The following is a 20,773-nucleotide window of genomic DNA, read 5'->3' as shown; positions in this document are numbered from 1 at the left end:
CTTATCCGACGATGATGTTGAGGGCGATGACCAGGACCAGCGCGATGCCCGCGAGCAGCACCGGGCGCTGATACCAGGGCAGGGATGCCTGATCCGGATCGGTGCGCACGTCCTTCGGGGTTTCCGAGTAGACCAGCCCGACTAGTTCGGCGACGGGTTTCGGCGTGGTCACCTGGGTGACGAGCACGCTCACCACGATGTCGACCACGAACGCGGTGCCCGCGGCCACGAAGCTCGACCCCTGCCCGGACAGGTGGAACACCTCGGTCTGATGCAGGATGAAAATCACCACCGCGGAACCGGTTCCGAAGACCAGGCCCATCCAGCCCGCGGTCGGGGTCATCCGTTTCCAGAACATGCCGAGGATGAACGTCGCGAACAGCGGCGCGTTGAAGAAGCTGAACAGAGTCTGCAGGTAGTCCATCATGTTGCTGAAGCTCGACGCGATGAAGGCGGTGAAGATCGCCGTCACCGTCGCGCCGACCGTGGCCAGGCGCCCGACCGTCAGGTAGTACCCGTCCGGGCGTTCCTTGCGCACGTACTGCTGCCAGAGGTCGTAGCTGAACACCGTGTTGAACGCGGAGATATTGGCCGCCATGCCCGCCATGAACGCGGCGAGCAGGCCGGCGATGCCGACGCCGAGCAGGCCGTTGGGCAGCACGTCCTTCATCAGATAGAGCAGCGCCTGGTTGTAGGTGGTGTCGCCGGTGAAGTCCGGATCCGCCACCTTCGCCGCCTTGTACTCGCTCATCTGCGGCACCAGCACCGCGCTGATCATGCCGGGAATGATCACGATCAGCGGGATGAACATCTTCGGATAGGCGCCGAGGATCGGGGTGCGGCGCGCCGCCGAGATGGAGTGTGTCGCCAGCGCGCGCTGCACCTCGACGAAGTTGGTGGTCCAGTAGCCGAACGAGAGCACGAACCCGAGCCCGAACACGATGCCGATCACCGACAGGATGTTGTTGCTGAATCCGCTCAGCTCGTTACCGGGCCACGATTGCAGTTGCGCACTGCCGCCGGGCGACGCGGACACCTTATCCCGCAGGCCGTCCCAGCCGCCGACCTTGTGCAGGCCGACCAGGGTGAGCGGCAGCAGCGCGGCCACGATGACGAAGAATTGCAGCACCTCGTTGTAGATCGCGGCCGAGAGCCCGCCGAGGGTGATGTAGGACAGCACGATCACCGCCGCGACCACCACCGACACCCACAACGGCCAGCCGAGCAGCACGTTCAGGATGGTGCCGAGCAGGTACAGGTTGACGCCGGCGATCAGCACCTGGGCGAGGGCGAAGCTCAGCGCGTTCACCAGGTGCGCGCCGGTGCCGAAGCGCCTGCGCATGAACTCGGGCACGCTGCGCACCTTGGAGCCGTAGTAGAACGGCATCATCACCACGCCGAGGAACAGCATGGCCGGGATCGCGCCGATCCAGAAGTAGTGGAAGGTCGGGAAGCCGAACTGGGCGCCGTTGGCCGACATACCCATGATCTCGACGGCGCCGAGGTTCGCCGAGATGAACGCGAGGCCGGTCACCCAGGCGGGCAGCGACCGTCCGGACAGGAAGAAGTCGATGCTGGACGAGACGCGCTGCCTGGCCAGCAGGCCGATGCCGAGCACGAACACGAAGTACAGGGCGACCAGGGCGAAGTCGACCGGCGCCGCGTCCAGCCGCAGCGTCGATGAGGCGTCTACATAGGTCGAGACCGACCGCGGTTCGGCGGCGAGCAGCGACAGAACAGGTGAATCGGCAAGCGGCACAGCGTCCCTCCTGGCGTGAAACAGGCGTCGAGCGAGATCTTCCTGGGTACGAGATCGTGCGTCTTCGGGTGGTACTGCGTGGCGCGCGACTCACTCGTCGCCGGCCGAATGGGTGTCGGCCGACACCTACTCTGCGTGATTGTGCCTCACTCGCGGGCCACAATCGGGGACAAAAACCTGGACGGTCGGTCAGTCTCGGCGGTGCGCGCCCGCCGCCGGGCCGACGACGAAGGTGCGCGGCGCGGCAAAGCCCGCGTCGGCGAACCGATTCCGCACGGCCGCCACCACCGCGTCGGTCTGTGCGCGATCGACGAGCGCGAGGACGCTGCCGCCGAATCCGCCGCCGACCATCCGCGCGCCGTGCGCCCCGGCGGCGAGTGCCGCGTCGACGGCGGCATCCAGCGCGGGCGTCGACACCTCGAAATCGTCGCGCAGCGAGGCGTGCCCCGCCGTGAGGATCGGCCCGACCACGCGCGGATCCGCGCCGTCTCGCAATCTTTGGGCAACTGTCAGCACGCGCGCGTTCTCGGTCACCACGTGCCGGGCCCGGCGCAGCAGCACGTCGTCGGAAAGCCGGTCGAGTGCGTCCACCGAGTCGACATCGCGCAGCGCGGGCACACCGAGTTCCGCGGCGGCAGCCTCACATTGGGCACGCCGCTCCGCGTACCCGCCATCCACATGCTCGTGCGGCTGGCCGGTATCGATCACCAACAGCTCCAGCCCGAATCGGGCCAGATCGAACGGAATCTGTTCGTGTGCAACAGCATTCGTGTCGGAATCGACACCGTCCTCGACAAACCTCCGCACATCGAGAAACAGCGCGTGCCCCGCCGTACACAGGATCGAGGCCGACTGATCCAGCAAACCGGTCGGCGCACCCACGTAATCGTTTTCCGCGGCCCGCGCGAGCTCGATCAACTCCCGATCGGTCACCGTGGGCGCGAACAGATCCCGCAGCGCGATCGCCACCGCACAGGACAGCGCCGCCGACGACGACAACCCCGCGCCGATCGGCACCGCCCCGTCCAACTCCAGATCGACCCCACCCACGGCGTGCCCCCGCCGCACGAATTCGGCGACCACGCCGAGCGGATACCGCGACCACCCCGGCACCCGATCCCGCCGGTCCGCGAGATCGGCCACCCCGACCAGCACCGATTCGTCCGGCCGCTGCCGCGAGACCACCCGCACCTGCCCGTCCGTACGCACCCCGGCCCGGCACTCGACCACCAGCGGGAGCGCGATAGGCAGAACGAAGCCGTCGTTGTAATCGGTGTGCTCCCCGATGATGTTGACCCTGCCCGGCGCAACCCACATCCGCACTCGTTCTCCTGGTCTGTCGTGTCCACTGGCCCTGCCACACGTTACGAGACACGCCACGGGAACACTGCTTTCAGCTGGCGGAGGTGCGCGATTCGCGTTCGTGCCGCACAGTCGATTTTGATGTATTACCGGCCTGCAAAATGAGGCCGGGCGTTCTGGGAGGCACTATGATTCACACCACCCCGCGCAGCGGTCTAGTGGGGCCACGCGGTCGCCTGCTCGGGCTGCCGTGGATAGATCGACTTCGACCTCCCTCGGGCAGGCAGATCTACGGGTCACCGCTGACAATTGAGATAGGCGCCGCAACAGGAGTGGGACCGACGGCCATGTCGGCCTTCGATGCGGCACTGCGCGAACTTGGAGTGGGTGATGCCAACTTGATTCGACTGTCGTCGGTCATCCCGCCACGCTCCACCCTGGAACACACCGAGCGGGTCCGCAAGCCGATCCTGTGGGGCGACCGTCTCTATTGCGTGTACGCGGTGCAGCACGCGAACGAACCAGGTCAGACGGCCGCGGCCGGCATCGGCTGGGTCCTGCGTGACGACGGTTCCGGGGCCGGTCTTTTCGTCGAGCACGAAGCGGAAACCGCCGACGAGGTGTCCGCCCTGATCCGATCCAGCCTGAACGATATGACCCGCAACCGACCGGGGAGCTTCGGACCGGTCCACCTGCGCACGACCGAAACCCGCTCGAACGGTGGTCCCGCCTGCGCGCTCGTGCTCGCCGCGTACCGCACTACGCCGTGGGGGCGACAACGATGAGCCTCGATTCGACCGACGCTCGCCCGTCCGGAATCGCCCGTATCGATTCCCCCTACGCGGGGGGATTCGAGCCCGGCGAGGAGACACAGCCGGGGTTGCACATCACCATTGAGGGCAAGATCCCAGACGACCGGATAGACCAGTTCCACCTACTCTACGAGGAGGCGTTCGGTCCACTGCGCGCTCAGGCCATTGCCAGGCAGGTTTTGCACCCGGACGAGTTTCACGCGGTGATGACCGATCCCCGGGTGGACAAGCATGTGGCCAGGCTCGGCTCCGGCGAACCCATAGGCGTGACCACGGTGACCAAGCATCTCGACACGGTCCCGTGGATCAGCCCGGACTACTTCGCCGCACGATATCCGGAACACGCGGCCCGCGGCGCGATTTACTACGCAGGTTTCACCCTGGTTGCGCCAAGTGCCCGACACGGAGCGGCATTTCATGCCATGATCAAATCAATTGTCCAGGTTCTGGTTGCCGATCGCGCTGCGGTCGGTTGGGACATTTGCTCGTACAACAACACTCGGTACTCGTTCGCCGACAGCATTCGAGTGATGCTCGAGGAACAAGCGAACGTCGAGGTCGTGGTGGCGGACTCACAAACCTACTACGCGGCTCGGTTCACCGGGGATGGAGCGACCGAGGGGGGCTGATGACAGTCAGCGGAGAGCGGAAAGATCAGCACCGTCCATTCCGAACATGGTGCTACACACTGCTTCTGGGGGGAAGCGCGGCCGTGATCGCGGTGCATGCCACGGTCGATTCCAAGCTCCTGTCGTTCCTGACGCTCGCGACCATCCTCGTGGGCACGGTCGCGATGATCACCGTCGGCCTGCGAACGTATCGCCCGGCCCGCCCCCTGCCGTGGTACCTGCTGTGCGCTTCAGCCGTGCTGTCCGGCGCCGGAGTCGGGCTGCGCAACGCATTCGAGCAGGGGCTGCATCCGCTGGATGACGTGTGCACGCTGCTCGCCTATCTCGCGGTCGGCCTCGCCGCCCTGATCTGGTTGCGCCCGCGCCAGGTTCGCTCGAACTATGACCTCCTGCTCGACTCCGGATTGATCGGCCTCGGCGCCCTGCTCGCGTCCTGGACCTTTCTGATCTCACCGATCCTGCACAATCACGACACCACCGTGAACACGATGGTGGCAGCGACATACCCGGTGCTGGACGCACTGCTGCTGACGTTGATCGCGCATTCGGTGGCCACCTCGGCCCGCTCGGAGTCCTCGCTGCGGTTCGTGCATGTCGGGCTGATCGCGGCCCTGCTCGGCGATCTCGGCTACAGCCTCGATACCGCCGGTGCCGCGACGTTCGGCCGCGAGGTGATGATGATTCCGCTGCTCGCGGCCTACGCGATAGTCGGTGTCTCGGCCTTGCACCCGACCATGACCGGTCTCGGCGCACCGCGCCAGATCCATCCGCATCAATCGCGCCAGCGCGCCAGTTTCATCGCGGTCGCGCTGATCGTCGCCTCGCTGGTACCCGTGGTCGGCTCATCGCTGGGCACCGTTGACCGCGTGGTCGTCTCGTCACTGTTCGCCCTCCTGCTCATCGGGGTGCTGGTGCGCAGTGAGCGGGCTATTGTGCGGAGTTCGCGGAGTGAGCGGCGGGCGCAGTATCAGGCCGATCACGACATGCTCACGGGGTTGTTGAATCGGTCGGCTCTGTTGCGGGCGCTGAATCTGAACAGTGAGCGGTGGGCCGAGCTGCCGTTGTGTTTGCTGTTCATCGACCTCGACGGGTTCAAGATGGTCAACGACAGCTATGGGCATGCGGTCGGGGACGAGTTGATCGCCAATGCCGCCTCGCGGATTCGGCGGGTGGTGCTGCGGGATGACGTGGTCGCGCGGTACGGCGGCGACGAATTCGTGGTGTTGTCCCCACTCGACCGGCAAGCGGCCGCGACGCTGGCCGAGCGACTGCTCGGCGCGTTCGTCCGGCCGTTCGAACTGAGCGCGGGCGAGATTCCGATCACCGCGAGCATCGGCATCGCCTGCGGCTCACCGCGCAGCACCGAGTCGACCGTCTACGACCTCATCCGCGACGCGGACTCGGCGATGTACCACGCGAAGGAATACTCGCTCGGCTACGCGTTCCACGACGACGCGCGGCACGCGCCCGATTCCGTGCGGCACATGGCGAACGACCCGGCGCGGCACGGCGCGAACGAGTCGGGCCGGCGGATCTGGCGCGCGAGCCCCAGATCCACCAGCACCGCGGTCTGACCTAGTCGACCAGCTCGTCGAGCAGCCGCCGCGCGGCCTCCAGCTCGGCCTGCAGGGCCTGCACCTTGGCCTCCTGGGCCTCCCTGGCCGCGTCGAGGATGCCCGCCACCACATCGGCCACCTCGGGGTGCAGAATCTTGGCGGCCTGCGCCACCGCGGAACTCGGCACCGCGAGCCCGCGCACGGCGCGCTTCTTGCCGCTGACCACGTCGACGGACCATTCGCCGTCGGCGGTGCCGGTCAGCGTGACGGTGACCTCGGGGGTCTTCGCCTTCGGCCGGGCCGGGGCCTTGGCCGCCTTGGCCGGCGTCGCCGGCTTGGCCGCGGGCTTGCCCGCGCCGCCGTCGTGTTCGTCCGATTCCGGGGCGCTCGCAACGGGTTTCGGGACGACCGGCGGCGGGACGGAACTGGGAGTGGTCGGTGTCGCAGCGCTCGTCAAGGTCGACGGCTGGGTCACGGGTGATTCCTTCCTGGTTGTCGACTTCGGCTGGGCAGTGGAAACAGTCGCCGCCCCTCGGGGCGGCTTGGTCAACGTCACTTCTGTCGGAGAAAAGGACAGTACATCCTTCGATCCGGTGGGCCGGACCTGCAGGAAGTCTCCGTCGGCCGGATCACCGAGGGAGATCACCTTTCCCGACCGTCCTTCCGGCACGCCCACCGCGGCGGCGGTGAACCACACCATGGGCGGGCGGCCACCGGCGATATCCGTGGCGATCCGCTGAATCTCGCTGTCCGACAATGGCTTGGGCTTGGTTTTAGGCGACGGCATGGTGACTCCGAGCAATATTCGTGGATGGCTGCGTGCACAGATGATGCCGCACCGCACCGACAGATTTACAGGCCGCTACGAAATCGAGTCCCAGAACACGATTCCCGCACGGCCAGCGAATATCGAGCTACGCCCGGTGAACCCGCGAATCGCGGTGCCGATCAACCCCGATCGGCGGGCGCCTGGAGTGCGGGGAACCATATATCGGCGAGCACCTCGGCGGCCCGCTCGGCGGACACATTGATGGTGCCCTGCACCGCCCAGCGGGTGAAGAACCGCTCGAGTTGGGCGACAAGCAGTTCCACGCGCAGCCGCGCCTCGTCGGCGCGCTCGGCGGGCCAGCGGGCCAGATAGGACGTCATCGCGTTGGGCAGCGCGAGGATTCCGTTGCGGGCGATCTCGCGGAACTCCGGCTCCAGCGCGGTCGCCTCGTCCCAGGCGGGCAGCAGCGCGCGGTATTCGTGGAACCACTCGATGGCCCGGCCCATCCACGCGACCAGCTCGTCCCGCGAGCCGGTGTCGAGCACCCGGTCCAGATCCTCGTAGAAATGCAGCGCGCTGGGTGCGGTGCTCTGCTCGGCGATCGCGCGCAGCAGCTCGAGCTTGCCGGTGAAGTGCAGATAGAAGGTGGCCCGGCTACAGCCGACCGCGGCGGCGATGTCGTCGACCCGCACCGCCGCGTAGCCGCGGGTGCTGAACAGCTCCTTGGCCTCGGCCATCAGCCGGGTCCTGGTCTGCTGCTTCTGCTCGTCCCGCAGGCTGCCGCCCGCCGGATTCGGGTTGGAACGCAACGGTTACCCCATGTCGGTCGAAAGTTCTGCTGACGTGCGACTTTCGGTGAGCAAGTGTACTGCGGGCACGCGGTCCACGCCGCCTTTACTAGACAATACGTCATTCACTAGACACGCTGTCTAGCCAGTGTTACCTTGTTGCCTACGTCACTCCGCGAGCCGCACGGCTACGGACGGATTCGGCGCCGGGCGCGCCGCCGCAGGCAGGCGACCGCCCGCCCAGCACGAGGACACGTGAATTGACTCAACCCACTCTGCCCAGGGTCTGCCTCATCGGCGCGGGCCCCTCCGGGATCACCACCGCGAAACGGCTGCAGGACTTCGCTATTCCGTTCGACCTGTTCGAGGCGTCCGACGAGGTCGGCGGCAACTGGTATTTCAAGAATCCCAACGGGATGTCGGCCTGCTACCAGTCGCTGCACATCGATACCAGCAAGTTCCGGCTGGCCTTCGAGGACTATCCGGCACCGGCGGATTGGCCGGATTTCCCGCACCATTCCCAGCTGTTCCAGTACTTCAAGGATTACGTCGACCATTTCGGTTTCCGGGACAAGATCCGGTTCGGCACGAAAGTCACCGCCGCCGAACGGCAGACCGACGGTCGCTGGCTGGTCACCGCGAGCGACGGCCGCACCCGCGACTACGACGTATTGATCGTCTGCAACGGCCACCACTGGGACCCGAACATCCCCGACTATCCCGGCGAATTCGACGGCGTGCTGATCCACAGCCACGCCTACAACGATCCGTTCGACCCGATCGACATGCGCGGCAAGCGGGTTGTGGTGGTCGGCATGGGCAATTCCGGCCTGGACATCGCCTCGGAGCTGTCGCAGCGCTTCGTCGCGGAGAAGCTCACCGTGTCCGCGCGGCGCGGTGTGTGGGTGTTGCCGAAGTACGTGAACGGCAAGGTCGGTGACAAACAGAGTGTGCCGCCGTGGATTCCGCGCAAGGTGAGCTTGAAGCTCAAGCAGCGCTTCGTGCGCAAGTTCCGCGGCGAGATGGAGTTCTACGGGCTGCCCAAGCCCGATCACCTGCCGTTCGAGGCGCATCCGTCGGCCAGCGAGGAATTCCTGCACCGCGCGGGCTGCGGTGACATCGCGTTCAAGCCGGCCATCACGGCGCTCGACGGGCCACGCGTGCGCTTCGCCGACGGCAGTACCGAGGAGGTGGACGTGATCGTCTGCGCCACCGGCTATCGCATCAGTTTCCCGTTCTTCACCGATCCGGACCTGGTGCCGGACGAGCAGAACCGCATCCCGCTGTTCAAACAGATGATGAAGCCGGGCGTAAACAACCTGTTCTTCATGGGCTTGGCGCAACCGCTGCCGACGCTGGTGAATTTCGCCGAGCAGCAAAGCAAATTGGTCGCCGCCTATCTCACCGGCAAGTACCTGCCGCCGCCCGAATCGGAGATGCACGAGGCGATTCGGGCCGCGGAGGAACGCCGGAGCGGGCGCTACTACGACTCGCCGCGGCACACGATCCAGATCGAGTTCGAGCCGTACGTGCGCGACCTGAACAAGGAACTGGCCAGGGGCGCAAAGCGAGCCGCCGCGCAGGGTTACGCGCTGCCGGTGCCGGCCAGCACCCTCGAGCGCGCGTGATGACCACCTCGGGCCACTGCACCGCTCAATTCGCCGGTGTCCGTGCGGAATTGGCCAACCGGCTCGCCTCCGGCGACGAACTCGGCGCGGCGATCTGTGTGACCGTCGACGGCGAACCCGTCGTCGACCTCTGGGGCGGGCACCGCGATCCCGGCCGCACCGTGCCGTGGACCGCGGACACCCTGGTCAACGTCTTCTCGGTCACCAAGACGATGACCGCGCTGTGCGCCCTGCTGCTGGTCGATCGCGGCGAGCTGGACGTGCGGCAGCGGGTCGCCCACTACTGGCCGGAGTTCGCGGCGAACGGCAAGGGCGACATCGAGATCCGGCAGCTGCTCGGGCACACCTCGGGGGTCTCCGGCTGGGAGCGGCCGATCGAGCTGGCCGACATCTACGACACCGAGGCGGCGGCCGCCCGGCTCGCGGCGCAGCCGCCGTGGTGGGCGCCGGGTACGGCGTCCGGTTATCACGCGCTGAATTACGGGCACCTGGTCGGCGAGGTGATCCGCCGGATCACCGGCCGCGGCCTCGGGCGGTTCTTCGCCGAGGAGCTCGCCGGTCCGCTCGACGCGGACTTCCACATCGGCATCGGGCCCGAACACCAGCACCGGATCGCGTCGTTGGTCCCGCCGCCGCAGTTGACGTTCGACCTGGCCACGCTCGATCAGGACAGCATCCTGGTCAAGACGCTCACCAGTCCCCTGCTCGATCTGCACGAGGTCAACGGCGCCGCCTGGCGGCAGGCCGAGATCGGCGCGGTGAACGGACACGGGAACGCTCGCTCGGTGGCGCGGATCCAGTCCCTCGTCTCCTGCGCCGGCCTGCTCGGCGGGCGAAAAGTGCTGTCGGAGAAGACGATCGACTTGATCTTCGAACCGCAGTCGGACGGCGCCGATCTGGCGTTGCTGCTGCCGCTGCGCTTCGGCATCGGATACGGACTGCCCCAGTCGCAGACCGCGCCGGAGGTTCCCGACGGCAAGGTCTGCTGGTGGGCCGGGCTGGGCGGGGCCATCGTCGTCAACGATCTCGATCGCCGAATCACCTTCGCCTACACCATGAACAAGATGGCGCCGGGGCTGATCGGCTCACCCCGCGCCGACGCCTATCTGCGCGCGGTCTACACCGCGGTGGGAGTCCACGCATGATGCGAGCGCTGCAACTCACCGAGCCGGGCGTGCTGGAACTGCGCAAGGTCCCGATTCCCGAGATCGGCCCGACCGACCTGCTGCTGCGCGTCGGCGCGGCCGGGATCTGCCATTCCGACCTGCACGTGCTGCACATCCCGTTCCGCATGCGCGACGAGCCGCTCACCCTCGGACACGAGGTCGCGGGCACCATAGAGGCCGTCGGCGCCGCGGTCGACGGCCGGCTGGCCGGCGAACGCGGCGTGGTCTACCTGTGCTGGTCGTGCGGCGTATGCCGAGAATGCGTGCGCGGCAACGAGAATGTCTGCCTGGCCGCGGGCCGCACCGCCATGCCGCCGTGCCCCGGGCTCGGCCCGGACGGCGGCATGGCCGAGTACATCCGGATCCCGGCAAGCTCTTTCGTGCCGATCGGCGACCTCGATTTCGCGCAGGCGGCCCCGCTGGCCGACGCCGCGCTGTCGAGCTATCACGCGATTCGTGGCGCCCGCGAACACCTTCGACCCGACTCGGTCGCGGTGGTGATCGGCATCGGCGGTCTCGGCCACGTCGCGGTGCAGATCCTCGCCGCGACCAGCGCGACCCGGGTGATCGCCGTCGACATCGGCACGGACAAGCTCGAACTGGCCGCCCGCTGCGGCGCGGCCGAGGGCCTGTCGGCCGGCCCGGACACCGCGCGCGAGATCCTCGACCGCACCGGCGGTCGAGGCGCCGACGCGGTGTTCGACTTCGTCGGCGTCGACCAGACCGCCACCCTCGCGGTGGAATCGGTGGCGCCCAACGGCGCCTATCGGATGATCGGCCTCGGCGGCGGCGCACCGGAGATCACCTCCGCTCCGGCAGGCGGACCCGGCTGGCCGTGGGGCGCCTCCGTGCGAAAGTCATACGGCGGCACCAAATCCGACCTGATCGAGTCCGTCGCGCTGGCCCGCTCGGGCAAGCTCACGGTAGCGGTCGAGCGCTACGACCTGGCGGCAGGCCGCGACGCGCTCGACCGTCTGGAGCGCGGCCTGGTGACCGGCCGCGCGGTACTGGTTCCGTAGAAAAGGAAGTGCGCTGGATGACGAAGCCTTTCGACGCGCAGGCGTTCGCCGCGGCGGCGGCCGCCCGGCTGACCGGTCCCGGCGGGCGGTTCGAGATGGTGGTCGAGGACGTGCTCGGCGCACCGGTGCCGGTGCTGCGCCACCGGGACAGGTCGCTCGGCGAGCTGGTGGCCGCGTCGGCCAGTTGGGGCGAGCGCGACTACCTCGTCACCGAGGACAGCCGGCTGTCGTTCGCCGAGCACGCGGCGGCGGTCGGTGCGCTGGCGACGGCGCTGCGTGAGCGGTACGGCATCGAAAAGGGTGACCGGATCGGCATTCTGGCCGCGAACACCCCCGAATGGGTGGTGACGTTCTGGGCGGCGCAGTGCCTCGGCGCGATCGCCGTGGGCTACAACGCGTGGTGGACGCCGCGCGAAATCGCCTACGGCGTCGGGCACACCGCCCCCTCCGTCCTGGTCGTCGACGCGAAACGCGCGGCGCTGCTGGCGGAGCTGGACATCCGCGTGCCGGTGCTCACCATGGAGCTCGACGTGCCCACGCTGATCGCCGAATATGCCGGCCGCACAACGCCGCTCGCCGAGGTGGCCGAGGACGATCCGGCGGTCGTCCTGTACACCAGCGGCACCAGCGGACGGCCGAAGGGCGCGGTGCACTCGCAGCGAAACGTGCTGGCGGTCATCGGATATCACCGGTTCAACGACGCGCTGGCCGCCGAGTTCAGCGGCGCCACCGAGCCGCCGAGCGGCCGCAGGTTCCTGCTCACCTCCCCGCTGTTCCACATCGCCAGCCTGCACAACCTGGTGGTGCCGCGCCTGGTGACCGGCGATACCTCGGTGCTGTATCAGGGTTCGTTCGACGCGGACCGGGTGTTGCGGCTGATCGAACGCGAACGCATCACCAACTGGGGCGCCATGCCGACCATGGCCACCCGGCTGCTCGAACGGGACCTGTCCGGCTACGACCTGTCCTCGCTTGCCTCGTTCTCGCTCAACTCCGCGCCGTCCTCGGCCGCGCTGCAACATCAACTGCGCGAGCAACTTCCGGTGGCCAAGACGGCACTGGTGACCAGCTACGGCCTCACCGAGTGCAGCACCGCCGCCACCCTGGCCAGCCCCGCCGAGCTCGCCGCGTTCCCGGATACGGTGGGCCGCCCGGTCATCGGGGTCGAGGTGCAGATTCGCGACCGCGCGGGCGCTCCGGTGCCCGACGGGACCGAAGGCGAGATCTGTGTGCGCAGCCAGTACGTGATGCTCGGCTATTGGGACGACGAGGCGGCGACCGCGGCCGCGATCACCGCGGACCGCTGGCTGCGCACCGGCGATATCGGCGTGCTCACCGAGGGCAGGCTCCGATTGTCCGGTCGCCGTTCGGATCTCATCCTGCGCGGCGGCGAGAACGTCTACCCCACCGAGATCGAACAGTGCCTGGAGGAACATCCGGCGGTCCGCGAATGCGCCGTCGTCGGCGTGCCGGACGCCGACCTCGGGCAGCGGGTCGCCGCGCTGGTGGTGGTCGAAAACCTCTCGGCGACAACCGAAGCGGAGCTGCGCGCGTTCGCCGCGGAACGGATGGCCTACTACAAGGTGCCTGCCCGCTGGCGGCTCACCACCACCGCGCTGACCCGCAACGCGACCGGCAAGGTCGTGCGCACCGGCATCGAGGTGTAGTCACCCCTGCGCGAGAACCGGCGAAGTCCCAGCTCATCGCTTGACAACAACGTAAAATTGCCGTGGATCGGGCGACGTGTTCGCCCGGCCGCTCGCGAGGAGTCAGTGTGGACGTTTTCGAGCATCAGGGCAGGGCCGTGGCCTTCGAGCGCTCCGGTAGCGGCGCGCCGGTGGTCTTCCTGCACAACGCGGGCACCCAGCGCCGCATCTGGGACGACCAGGTGGCGGCGCTGCGCCGCGACCACGAGGTCTTCGCCCTCGACCTGCCCGGTTACGGCGACTCCGAGCAGCCAGCGGACGGCTATCGCCTCGCCGACTACGTGCGGATGCTGGGCGCCTTCCTCGACGCCTACCGGCTCTCCGACGTGGTTCTGGTCGGCAACTGCCTCGGCAGCGCCACCTCGCTGCGCTATACGATCGGACGTCCGGACCGGGTGCGGGCGCTCGTCCTGATCAACCCGCTCACCTGGGACACCGTCAGCTCCGGGCAGTCGGCGGCGATGGCCTGGGCGGATGCCCGGCTGCCGCTCGGGCCGCTGGCCCGCAGGCTCGCGCTGCCCGGCCGCGCCGTCTCGCTGATCGTCGGCAATCAGCTCGGCGCCCGCGGTAAGCGACAAGGCCTGCAGAACTCCCCGCGCCTGCGCGCGCACTGGTCCGATCGCGGCCGCTTGCACGCCCTGCACGAGCTGGTCCAGGACTTCCCCGCCTACGCCGCGCTCGACCGTTTCGACCCGCCGACGGATTTTCCGCCGATCTGCACGATCTGGGGCAGGCAGAACCGCATTCTCTCGGCCCGCGCGGGAACCCGGCTCAATCGGAGCCTGCACGCCCAGACCGCGGTCGAGCTGCCGGACTGCGGCCACCTGCCCATGGTGGAGGATCCGGACCGGGTCACCTCGATCATCACCGAGTTCCTGGCGACCACGGGTCGATCCGCCGTCCCGAAGGTCGTCGGCGGTTCCTGACCGCCCGGCTCACAGCGGCGCCGCGGTCGGATAGAGCTCGCTGAAGCTGTCCGATCGCACACCGCAACCGGCGCACTCGAATTCGACGCCGATGGTCAGCAACCAGTGGATCCGGGTGTGACACGTGTCGCACATGAAGTCGACGCCCTCGGCGTGGCAGCACGGCCGCTTGCGGATGAACCATTCGGCGCGATGCCGGCAGGGCACGGTATCGAACCGGAAGGTGCAGCCCGGCGCGGCCGGGAGCGGAGCGACGATCGACTCGAAAGTCGTTGCGGCCGTGGTGGAGTTCATCGGCGGTACCTTCCGGCGGGGCATCTCGGTCGCGGACCGGCGGATCGGCTCGGATCCGCACCATGGTGATCGTTCGCTCAATATTTGCCGTTACCGGGTGTAGATTCTGTGTCCGATACGCCCGCTACTCCCCGCCCACCGGGTTTGATGCGACACCTTCCGGGAACCCGGTCGAATAGAGCCGTCGAGGAAAGGGATCCGTCATGTTGTTACGCCGACTTGCCCGCCCGCTTTTGGCCACTGTCTTCGTCGTGGAGGGTGTCGATACGTTGCGGCACCCGGAATCACGCGTGAAGGCGGCGACCGAGCTGGTGCAGCGAGGCCAGCGTCAGCTTCCGGAGGAATATGCCGCGAAGTTGCCGAACGATCCGGGCACCGTTGTCCGGATCAATGCGGGTGCCCAGGTAGCTGGCGGTGTGCTGCTCGCCCTCGGGAAGGCGCCACGCCTGGCCGCGCTGGTCTTGGCCGCGACCGTCATCCCCGCCACGGTCACCGAGCAGGATTTCTGGAACGAACCGGACCCCGCGCAGAAGTCGGTCAAGCGGAACGCGTTCCTCAAGGATCTCGGCCTGCTCGGCGGCCTGATGATCGCCGCGGCCGATACCGAGGGCAAGCCCTCGCTCGGCTGGCGGGGAAAGCGGGCGGCCAGGGACGCGGCCGCGACGGTCACCGCCGCACTGCCGTTCACCGGCTCCTCGGACGGTGCGACCGCGGAGATGCTGAAGCGCCGGGCGCACGAGGTCGCCACGGCGGCAGGCAGTTTGGGTAGTGCCGCGGCGAGCAAGGGCGCTGAGCTCGCCGAGACCGTGCAGCACCACGGCCCCGAATGGGCCTCGGCCGCAAAGGAACACGCCGTCCCGCTGGCCGCCGCCGCGAAGGAACACGCCGCACCGCTGGCGGAGACCGCCAAGGAGCGCGGCGCGGAACTCGCCGATGTCGCCAAGCACCGCGGCGCCGAATGGGCCGAACTGGCGCGCGAGCGCGGCCCGAAGTGGGTCGAGTTCGCCAAGGAACGCGGCGCCGAGCTGGCGGAACTGGCCAGGGAGCGCGGCGCGGAACTGGCCGACGTGGCCAAGCATCGCGGCGCCGAATGGGCCGAGCTCGCCAGGGAGCGCGGCGCGGAGTTCGCCGAGGTCGCCAAAGAGCGCAGCGCCGAGCTGGCCGAGGTCGCCAAAGAACGCAGCGCCGAGCTGGCCGAGGTCGCCAAAGAACGCAGCGCCGAGCTGGCCGAGGTCGCCAAAGAACGCAGCGCCGAGCTGGCCGATACCGCGCGCGAGCGCGCCCCGGAACTCGCCGACACCGCCCGCAAGCGCGGCGGCAAGTTCGCCGACAGCGCTCGGCACCGGGTGGAGAAGAAGCTGAACTGAGCCGAAACCTACGCCGTCTCTTCGTATCCGACGCCGTGGTGAGCCAGCGCGGCGTCCAGCGACCGCACCCTGTGGAAGCTGGGCGCCAAGCCGGTCACCTCCAGTGCGCGATCGACACAGCGCACCGCGGTGATCAATACCATTCGGCGCCTGGACTTTTCGGCCTGCGTCTGCGCATCCACCAGTACCCGGAGCCCGGCGGCGGCCAGGAAGGTGACCGGCGACAGGTCGAGTACGACCAGGACCGGTCCGGCGCCGAACAAGCGGCAGAGCTGGTCACGGAAGCTCGGCGCGGTGCGCAGATCGATCTCGCCGTCCACCAGCATCATCACGATGTCGTGGCGCGGACAGCACACCGAAAAACGAAGAACGTCAGCGACTTCCAGTACCGACCGGTCCAGAGGTGAGGCAGCGAACCGGTTGTCGTCGTTGAGGGACATATGCCGACTCCTCGGCCTGCCACCACACGGGACAGACCTGTCTACCTAGTGAAGCATGGCCGGTCAGGTCTGTACAGCGTTATGGTTAGAGGGTGACGGCAAGCGACGACACGATTGTCGGTGCCCGCGAACGGATACTGTCCACTGCTTACGAGTTGTTCACTCGCCGGGGTATCCGGGCGGTCGGCATCGATGAGGTGATCGCCAGGGCCGGCATCGCGAAGGCGACGCTGTATCGGCACTTTCGCACCAAGGACGAGTTGATCCTCGCGGTCCTGGCCCGCCGCGAGCTCGTGTGGACCTTCGACATGGTCGAGCAGCAGTCCAGCCTGCGCGGCACCACCGCGGAGGAACGGTTGCTCGCCATCTTCGACGTATTCGACGACTGGTTCGGCACCGAGGAATTCGAGTCGTGCACGTTTATCAACGTGCTGCTGGAGATGGGCCCGGAGCACCCGGCCGGACGGGCCAGCATCGAACACCTGGCCACCATCCGCGGCATCGTCCGGGCACGCGCCGAGCAGGCGGGTCTGCGCGATCCGGACGACTTCGCCAGGTCCTGGCACATCCTGATGAAGGGTTCCATCGTCTCGGCCACCGAGGGCGACCGGCAGGCGGCGCGGCGAGCCCAGTCCATGGGCCGGGCGCTCATCGACAGCCATCGCACCGAGCCCGCCGCCTGAGCGCTCAGCTCGTCGCCTGCTTGCCCAGCGCGCCCGCGAACAGCAGCCCCCCGATGACCGCGGCGGGCACGCCGAGCGCGATGGTGCCGATGATCGCGCCGATCGGGGCCGCGGCGGCGCCGGTGACCAGGCAGCCGCCGAGGAATCCGGGAACCGCCAGCACGCCGATCGTCGGGACCGCGGCCGCCGCGCCCACCAGGGCTCCGCCCGCGACACAGCCGATACCGGCGCCGATCGCGGTACCGATCAGCGTGCCGAGCGCGACGCCGAGACCGGTGACCGTGGCGAAGTTCATCACGGCGGTATTGAAGTCGGTGGACTGCGGGTCGATGGCGATGTCGCGCAGTTCGGGCGGCGCGGGCCGGGCGGCGGCCGGATCGGTGCCCGGGGTCAGGGTGGCGGAGTTCCCGTCGATCGTCGCCGTGATCGGCCACACCGCGTTGTCGCGCTGATAGCTGAGCGGCAGCGAAACGACCAGGCGTCCGGTGCGATCGCTGAGCCGGAACTGCCCGTCGGCCGCGGTCAGCACGCCCGCGTCGGTGCTCAGCACCACCGAGGTGCCGACCACGCGTGCGGTGTAGTGAATTTCGGCTGCCCCCGGGCCGGCCTGCGCGGCGCTTGCCGATCCGACCAACGCGGCAACCGTGCACGCGGCCAGGGTCATGAGTGTTGTTCTGCCCATGGGGATTCCTCATCTTCTCGCCTCGGCGCAATCCGGGCGCATGGTCGCCGGTACGCCGAGGGCGCACCGATGATTACGAAAAATGTTGCAGAGAAGCACTATTGGCGAATCAGCCGAGAATGGTCGGATCGCCGTGGCCGGCGGTGGTCGTCACCGCGAGAGGACGCTAGCCCCAGTCGGGTTCGCGGTGCAACCGCTGTTCGCCGAGTGTCGCCCAGCTCACAACGAGCGCGGCGGCGCGGGAAAATCACTCGATATTGCCGGGAACTACACGGCGTAGTGGGCCGACTTAGTGGCTATGCAGCGAACAGCCATGCGGATCAGCCCGCAGGGAGACTTCGGTGTGGTGGTCGAGGACTTCGACCCCACATCGCTCGATGACATCCGCGCGGTCAAGCGTGCCGTGTACCGCGAGCGGATCGCGGTGATCCGGGGCATCGACCTTGATCCGCACCAATTCGTCGCGCTGGCAAGCGGTTTCGGCGAACCGGTGCGGTACTACGAGCCGATCTATCACCATCCGGAGGTGCCGGAGGTGTTCGTGTCGTCGAATGTGGACACCGGTGAGCAGCGGGTCGGCGTGCCGAAGACCGGGAAGTTCTGGCATTCGGACTATCAGTTCATGGCGCGTCCGTTCGACCTGACCTTCACCCACACCCGGGTGGTGCCGACGCACAGTCGCGGCACCTACTTCATCGACCTGGCCCGCGCGTATCAGCAGCTCAGCCCCGCACTGCGGGAATCGGTGGCCGATACGACGGCGACGCACAGCGTCCGCCGCTACTTCAAGATCCGGCCGAGCGACGTCTACCGGCCGATCTCGGAACTGCTCGCCGAGATCGATCGCAAGACGCCGCCGGTGACGCTGCCCACGGTGCACCCGCACCCGCACACCGGCGAGCCGATCGTCTACGTCAGCGAGGGTCTCACCGAGTCGATCACCGCCGCCGACGGCACCGACCGGCCCGACCTGCTGCACGAATTGCTCACTGCCACCGGTCAACTCGATGAAGCCTTCGAACATCCGGCGATCCGGCTACAGACCTTCGAACGCGGCGACCTGCTCATCTGGGACAACCGCAGCCTGGTGCATCGGGCACTGCACAACTCCACCTGCGAGCCGGCCGTCTCGCATCGGGTCACCGTGTACGACGACGAGGGCATCCCGGCATGACCGATGAGGTGTTCCCGAACGATCCGCTGTTGCTGGCGCAGGTGCTGCGCTGCTATAAGCCGCACTGCCGGTATCTGCGTGAGCTGACGGTCCGGGCGCAGGGCGAACAGGCCGCCGCCACCGGCACATTCGAGATTCCCGAGTCCTGCTACATCGACGCGACCGGGCACCTCAATTCGGTCGAGATGAACATCTGCTACAACCAGATGCTCTATCAGACCATCGCGGTGCTGGTGCGGCACGGCGTCGGGCCGCTGTTCGGCGATTGGTCCATGGACGACTACTGGCGGCGTCAGCTGCCCGACATCTTGATCACCCGGCTGGACAGCGAGTTTCGACGGCCGATCGATCCGCGACGGTTCTACGGCGAGTTCGTTCTCGGCGGCAGCCGGGAACGCACGCGCGCGAGCGACGGCGCGCCGTTCACCGCGCTGGACACGTCGTTCCGGTGCTGGGACGACAACGGCGGGCAGTGCGCGGGCACCGTCCGCTTGGCCATCGTGCACGCGGCGCGACCGCTGGGCGCCGCGCGGTGAGCGCACCCACCGTGACCTCGATCCTGGCCGGGCACGCGCGCGACCGGCCGGACACGCTCGCCATCGCCTGCGCCGGAGTGGGACTCGACTACGCGCGACTGCACGCCGACAGCATCCGGCTGTCCCGCGCGCTGCGGGCCCTCGGCATCGGCACCGGCAGCCGGGTGGCCTATCTGGGCCTGGAATCCGTCTACTACTACGGCCTGTTCTTCGCCTGCGCGCGGCTCGGCGCGGTGCTGGTGCCGATCAACTTCCGGCTGACCGCGCCCGAGGTCGAGCACATCATGCGCGATTCGGGCAGCGCGCTGGTGCTGGTCGACGCCGATTCCGCCGGCATCGCCCGGTCCGCGGCACCGCACGTGCCCGCGGTCCGGCTGGACGGCGACGAGTTCGCCCACTGGCTGGCCGGTATCGCCGACCCGGATCTCGACGAACGACCGTCGGGTCGCGACGACGCGGTGATCCAGCTGTACACCAGCGGGACCACCGGGCTGCCCAAAGGTGTTGTGCTGGCGCAGCGCAGCTTCTTCGCCATCGCGGAGGCGCTCGCCGCGGCCGGGCTGGATTGGCTCGGCTTCCGCGAGGGGGATCGCAATCTCATCGGCATACCCGGCTTCCACGTCGGTGGAATCTGGTGGGCCATGCAGGGTTTCGCGGCGGGAATCAGCAATGTGGCGATGCCCCGATTCGACAGCGGCACCGCGGTGGCGATCATCGAGGAGGCCAGGATCACCACGATGTGCGTCGTCCCGTCGATGCTGCGGTTGATCCTCGGCGAGCCGCGGGTGACGCCGGAGGCACTCGGCTCGGTGCGCAAGGTCGTCTATGGCGGATCGCCCATTTCGGCGACGCTGCTGCGCGAAGCGTTGGAGCTCTTCGGCGCCGAGTTCGCGCAGATCTACGGGCTCACCGAGACCGGGAACACCGCGATCTGCCTGCCGCCCGGGGAACACACGGCGGGCAATCCGCGGTTGGCCGCCGCCGGCCGGCCGTATCCCGGTGTGTCCGTGCGGATCATCGACACATCCGGCGCGGAGCGGCCGGTCGGGGAGGTCGGGGAGATCTGCCTGCGCTCGCCGGCCGCCATGCTCGGGTATTGGAATCTCCCACAGGCGACCGCCGAAACCCTTGTCGACGGCTGGATTCACACCGGAGACGCCGGATACGTCGACGCCGACGGCTACCTGTACATCCGGGACCGGTTGACGGACATGATCATCGTCGGCGGCGAGAACATCTATCCCGCCGAGATCGAGAACGCGCTCGCCCGCCATCCGGCCGTGGCGGACACGGCGGTGATCGGCGTGCCGGACGACGTGCTCGGCGAATCGGTGCACGCGTTCGTCGCGTGCCGACCGGGCGAGCAGGTCCGGGTGCGCGAGTTGATGACGTTCTGCCGGGAACACCTGGCGTGGTTCAAGATTCCGGTGCGCTTCGAGTTCGTCGAACGCATTCCGCGCAATCCGAGCGGCAAGATCCTGCGCTGGCAGCTGCGCGACCGGTTCTGGGCCGAGCGAGAGAGACAGGTCAACTGAAC

At 68.0% G+C, this 20,773-nt stretch carries 20 protein-coding genes; 13 read left to right on the top strand and 7 right to left on the bottom strand.

What is annotated here, in order from left to right; translation table 11 throughout:
• Position 1: 1 nt before the first annotated feature.
• Both ACFQ9K_RS28230 and galK read right to left on the bottom strand, forming a co-directional pair.
• Entirely contained in the window at positions 2-1,729 is a 1,728-nt protein-coding gene (locus tag ACFQ9K_RS28230) for a sodium:solute symporter family protein (RefSeq protein WP_378723355.1), read from the bottom strand.
• A 219-nt stretch (positions 1,730-1,948) separates the two neighbouring features.
• Positions 1,949-3,076: a galactokinase gene (galK, locus tag ACFQ9K_RS28225; RefSeq protein WP_378723356.1), complete on the bottom strand. Its 1,128-nt coding sequence runs from the start codon at positions 3,074-3,076 to the stop codon at positions 1,949-1,951.
• 230 nt (positions 3,077-3,306) lie between these two features.
• Here galK and ACFQ9K_RS28220 point away from each other — a divergent pair, with 230 nt between their 5' ends.
• From ACFQ9K_RS28220 to ACFQ9K_RS28210, 3 genes are all read left to right on the top strand, one after another.
• Positions 3,307-3,846 carry a pyruvoyl-dependent arginine decarboxylase gene (locus ACFQ9K_RS28220; protein ID WP_378983806.1) on the top strand — a complete coding sequence of 180 codons (540 nt, stop codon included), beginning with the start codon at positions 3,307-3,309 and terminating at the stop codon, positions 3,844-3,846.
• Complete coding sequence (locus ACFQ9K_RS28215; RefSeq protein ID WP_378723347.1) at positions 3,843-4,502, top strand: hypothetical protein; 660 nt, start codon at positions 3,843-3,845, stop codon at positions 4,500-4,502. Before ACFQ9K_RS28220 ends, ACFQ9K_RS28215 begins: the two co-directional genes overlap by 4 nt.
• 83 nt (positions 4,503-4,585) lie before the next feature.
• Positions 4,586-6,076: a diguanylate cyclase domain-containing protein gene (locus tag ACFQ9K_RS28210; protein WP_378723349.1), complete on the top strand. Its 1,491-nt coding sequence runs from the start codon at positions 4,586-4,588 to the stop codon at positions 6,074-6,076.
• Between the two features lies 1 nt (position 6,077).
• On the opposite strand, the gene ACFQ9K_RS28205 is transcribed toward ACFQ9K_RS28210, so the two are convergent.
• Entirely contained in the window at positions 6,078-6,845 is a 768-nt protein-coding gene (locus ACFQ9K_RS28205) for a DUF6319 family protein (RefSeq protein ID WP_378723350.1), read from the bottom strand.
• A 161-nt stretch (positions 6,846-7,006) separates the two neighbouring features.
• Positions 7,007-7,636 (bottom strand): TetR/AcrR family transcriptional regulator, encoded by a 630-nt coding sequence (locus ACFQ9K_RS28200; RefSeq protein WP_378723352.1) that lies wholly within the window; start codon positions 7,634-7,636, stop codon positions 7,007-7,009.
• A gap of 239 nt (positions 7,637-7,875) precedes the next feature.
• Between ACFQ9K_RS28200 and ACFQ9K_RS28195 the strand changes: the two genes are divergently transcribed.
• From ACFQ9K_RS28195 to ACFQ9K_RS28175, 5 genes are all read left to right on the top strand, one after another.
• Positions 7,876-9,243: a flavin-containing monooxygenase gene (locus tag ACFQ9K_RS28195; RefSeq protein ID WP_378723353.1), complete on the top strand. Its 1,368-nt coding sequence runs from the start codon at positions 7,876-7,878 to the stop codon at positions 9,241-9,243.
• A complete protein-coding gene (locus tag ACFQ9K_RS28190; RefSeq protein ID WP_378723354.1) occupies positions 9,240-10,388 on the top strand; it encodes a serine hydrolase domain-containing protein in 1,149 nt (382 codons plus the stop codon). Before ACFQ9K_RS28195 ends, ACFQ9K_RS28190 begins: the two co-directional genes overlap by 4 nt.
• A complete protein-coding gene (locus ACFQ9K_RS28185; protein ID WP_378983803.1) occupies positions 10,388-11,428 on the top strand; it encodes an NAD(P)-dependent alcohol dehydrogenase in 1,041 nt (346 codons plus the stop codon). The genes ACFQ9K_RS28190 and ACFQ9K_RS28185 overlap by 1 nt, the downstream gene beginning before the upstream one ends.
• A 17-nt stretch (positions 11,429-11,445) precedes the next feature.
• Positions 11,446-13,095 carry a class I adenylate-forming enzyme family protein gene (locus tag ACFQ9K_RS28180; protein ID WP_378723464.1) on the top strand — a complete coding sequence of 550 codons (1,650 nt, stop codon included), beginning with the start codon at positions 11,446-11,448 and terminating at the stop codon, positions 13,093-13,095.
• Between the two features lie 107 nt (positions 13,096-13,202).
• Positions 13,203-14,060, top strand: coding sequence for an alpha/beta fold hydrolase (locus tag ACFQ9K_RS28175; protein ID WP_378723463.1), 858 nt, complete (start codon positions 13,203-13,205; stop codon positions 14,058-14,060).
• A 9-nt stretch (positions 14,061-14,069) separates the two neighbouring features.
• Here ACFQ9K_RS28175 and ACFQ9K_RS28170 read toward each other — a convergent pair whose 3' ends face one another.
• Positions 14,070-14,354: a hypothetical protein gene (locus ACFQ9K_RS28170; protein WP_378723462.1), complete on the bottom strand. Its 285-nt coding sequence runs from the start codon at positions 14,352-14,354 to the stop codon at positions 14,070-14,072.
• Positions 14,355-14,557: 203 nt separating this feature from the next.
• On the opposite strand from ACFQ9K_RS28170, the gene ACFQ9K_RS28165 reads away from it, so the two are divergent.
• A complete protein-coding gene (locus tag ACFQ9K_RS28165) occupies positions 14,558-15,721 on the top strand; it encodes a DoxX family membrane protein (protein ID WP_378723461.1) in 1,164 nt (387 codons plus the stop codon).
• Positions 15,722-15,729: 8 nt separating this feature from the next.
• Here the strand turns inward: ACFQ9K_RS28165 and ACFQ9K_RS28160 are convergent, their stop codons facing one another.
• A complete protein-coding gene (locus ACFQ9K_RS28160) occupies positions 15,730-16,161 on the bottom strand; it encodes an STAS domain-containing protein (RefSeq protein ID WP_378723460.1) in 432 nt (143 codons plus the stop codon).
• Positions 16,162-16,253: 92 nt separating this feature from the next.
• Between ACFQ9K_RS28160 and ACFQ9K_RS28155 the strand changes: the two genes are divergently transcribed.
• Positions 16,254-16,844, top strand: a complete 591-nt coding sequence (locus tag ACFQ9K_RS28155) for a TetR/AcrR family transcriptional regulator (RefSeq protein ID WP_378723458.1) — start codon at positions 16,254-16,256, stop codon at positions 16,842-16,844.
• 4 nt (positions 16,845-16,848) lie between these two features.
• On the opposite strand, the gene ACFQ9K_RS28150 is transcribed toward ACFQ9K_RS28155, so the two are convergent.
• Positions 16,849-17,526 (bottom strand): hypothetical protein, encoded by a 678-nt coding sequence (locus tag ACFQ9K_RS28150; protein WP_378723457.1) that lies wholly within the window; start codon positions 17,524-17,526, stop codon positions 16,849-16,851.
• Positions 17,527-17,824: 298 nt separating this feature from the next.
• Here ACFQ9K_RS28150 and ACFQ9K_RS28145 point away from each other — a divergent pair, with 298 nt between their 5' ends.
• Genes ACFQ9K_RS28145 through ACFQ9K_RS28135 form a run of 3 tightly spaced genes read left to right on the top strand, consistent with a single transcriptional unit; the run spans position 17,825 to position 20,771 of the window.
• On the top strand, positions 17,825-18,700 hold the full coding sequence (locus tag ACFQ9K_RS28145) for a TauD/TfdA dioxygenase family protein (protein ID WP_378723455.1): 876 nt from the start codon (positions 17,825-17,827) through the stop codon (positions 18,698-18,700).
• Positions 18,697-19,236: an FcoT family thioesterase gene (locus ACFQ9K_RS28140; RefSeq protein ID WP_378723454.1), complete on the top strand. Its 540-nt coding sequence runs from the start codon at positions 18,697-18,699 to the stop codon at positions 19,234-19,236. Before ACFQ9K_RS28145 ends, ACFQ9K_RS28140 begins: the two co-directional genes overlap by 4 nt.
• Positions 19,233-20,771: a long-chain-fatty-acid--CoA ligase gene (locus ACFQ9K_RS28135; RefSeq protein WP_378723453.1), complete on the top strand. Its 1,539-nt coding sequence runs from the start codon at positions 19,233-19,235 to the stop codon at positions 20,769-20,771. The genes ACFQ9K_RS28140 and ACFQ9K_RS28135 overlap by 4 nt, the downstream gene beginning before the upstream one ends.
• Positions 20,772-20,773 lie beyond the last annotated feature (2 nt).

It is taken from the genome of Nocardia sp. NPDC056564 (assembly GCF_042793755.1).
Lineage (GTDB): Bacteria > Actinomycetota > Actinomycetes > Mycobacteriales > Mycobacteriaceae > Nocardia.
Note: the sequence above shows the minus strand (reverse complement) of the source record. Positions and strands in the feature narration are given on the sequence as shown.